The following is a 1,569-nucleotide window of genomic DNA, read 5'->3' on the forward strand; positions in this document are numbered from 1 at the left end:
TGCCGATACCCGGCAGATCCGCCAGACCCGAATTGCCGAACCCGAAGTTGCCCTCGCCAACATTGCCGAACCCGAAATTCCCGTCACCGATATTGCCCACGCCCAGGTTGAAGTCGCCGACATTGCCGCTGCCCAGATTGAAGGCCCCGATGTTGCCGAACCCGACATTGCCCGGCCCCACATCGGCCAACCCCAGGCTGGCTCCCGCCCACTGGCCCGACAAGTGCGCACCGACGTTGCCGAAACCCGACAGCAATGCCGGGACCCCCACGTCCAGCACACTGGTGTTGAACAACCCCGACACACCCGAACCGAGGTTGAACACACCCGATCCCAGCGCGCCGGCATTGAAGTAACCCGACGCCAGCCCCAGCATCGACGACGGGACCTGGTTAAACCAGCCCGACACGTTCGACCCGACGTTGCCGAACCCCGACACCCCACCCGCACCGGAATTGAAGAAGCCCGACGACGGGGTGGTGGTCGTGTTCCCGAACCCAGGGACCGCCGGATTGTGGATGGGGTTGAGGCTGATGGGGCCGAGGATGAGGTCGAGGTTGAGCTTGAGCGGAATTGGGTCGATCGTGTAGCCGTTCGGGAAGATGGTGAAGTCCGGGACGCCGGCGGATACATCGATATGCACCGGGATTTTCGGGAAATTGAGGCCATCCGGGAAGAGGGTGAAACCCGGGATGCCGCCGGTCACATCGAGTCGCAGGGGCAGGGATGGAATGGCCAGTCCCGGTATGGCGATGGGCGGGATGCTTACGTTGAGCGCCGAGAATGATGGGCCAGGGGCGCCCAGCTGAATGGTGACCGGGTTGAGGCCGCCCTGGAATGGGCCGAGCACGGTATTGCCGTTCTGGAAGTCGACGGTGGAGAGCCACACATTGGACGTTGCCGGAATGACGAAGGGCGGTGGTGCGGAGCCGCCGGGGGATGTGGAGTACGAGTTGATGAGCGTGGCGGGAATGTTGGTGGGCGGGAAGATGACGAGGGGGCCCAGGTCGAAGGTTTCGTGGTAATCCAGCGGGATTGCTTTGACGGTGATCGGATCCACAGTGAATGGGCCGATGTCGAAGGTTTGGTCAATGATCAGCGGTTTTATGTGAACGGGGATCGGATCGATGTGGATGGGGCCCAGGTTCACGGTTTCCCGGAGGTACACGAGGTAGGTACGGGGAATCAGGTCGCCGACCGGGTAGGAGAAGTTGAACAGGCCCTGGTAGTCGCCCGTCCAAAAGGCGCCGTTGCTGTAACTCCCCGAGATGAAAAAGCCGGTGTCGACGTTGCCGGAGTTGGCCACCCCGGTATTGATATCACCGGTGTTGAACCAGCCGGTATTAATGCTGCCCGGATTGAAGTCGCCGGTATTGGCGTCACCCGCATTGAAACTGCCGGTGTTGTAATTGCCCGCATTGACCAGACCCGTGTTGAAACTGCCGGCGTTGAACCACCCCGTGCTGCCAATCCCCGAATTACCGACACCGGTGTTGTAGCTCCCCGAATTGAACACACCCCAGTTCCCGGTACCGGAATTGAAGAACCCGACATTGCCGGTACCCGAAT

General features: G+C 61.2%; 1 pseudogene. It reads right to left on the reverse strand.

Going from position 1 to position 1,569, the window contains the following annotated elements:
- Positions 1-1,569, reverse strand: a pseudogene (locus MSIMFI_RS27310) (PPE family protein); the annotation flags it as partial.

Source organism: Mycobacterium simulans (assembly GCF_900232995.1).
Classification (GTDB): Bacteria; Actinomycetota; Actinomycetes; order Mycobacteriales; family Mycobacteriaceae; genus Mycobacterium; species Mycobacterium simulans.